We start from the raw sequence: 670 nt of genomic DNA on the forward strand, positions 1-670 counted from the left end.
GGCGGGAACGGATCGGCGGCGGGCGGTCTGTCGGAGTATCTGACCGAGGCGAGCCGCAGCCATCCTGACCTGGGCCTGCACGCGATCACCCTCTGGGACGCGGACTCCGTGCCCGTACCGCCCTCGCGTGAGGGGAAGGTGACGCATCACCGGATTCCCGCGCGGTCGACCTGGCGCACCTTCCTCCGGGCCATGGTCGCGCTCGACAGCACCAGCCATCCCGAGTCCTCGCGCCGTGTCTATCTCGATCTCGCCGCCGAACTGGAGCGGTACGCGACGGCGCGCCCCGACCGGCCGTGCCCCGCGGTGCGCTGGCTGCGGGAGAACGTGGCCGGGCATCTCGGCGCCGACCGGGCGACCGGCGCCACGGCGCGCCACCAGTCCTGGAGCGGGGTCAACCAGATCGATCTGGGCTCGTTCAACGAGTGCGTGGTCATCGAGACGGTACGGCTCTCCGGCACCATCACCCGGGGTGAGATCGCGCACCGCACCGGTCTCACCCAGCAGTCGGTCTCCCGGATCGCGCGCTCGCTGCTGGACCGGGGCATCCTGATCGAGGACGCCCAGCGGCGCGCCACCTCCGGCAAGCCCCGTACGCCGGTCCGGCTCTGCGGTACGGCGGCGCACGCGCTCGGTATCCATATCGATCCGGAGGTGCTCACCGCCGTCG

Annotated in this window: 1 pseudogene; it reads left to right on the plus strand. The window is 71.9% G+C overall.

Going from position 1 to position 670, the window contains the following annotated elements:
- Positions 1–670 (plus strand): annotated as a pseudogene (locus BFF77_RS32195) (ROK family protein); the annotation flags it as partial.

Source organism: Streptomyces lushanensis (assembly GCF_001700515.1).
Lineage (GTDB): Bacteria > Actinomycetota > Actinomycetes > Streptomycetales > Streptomycetaceae > Streptomyces > Streptomyces lushanensis.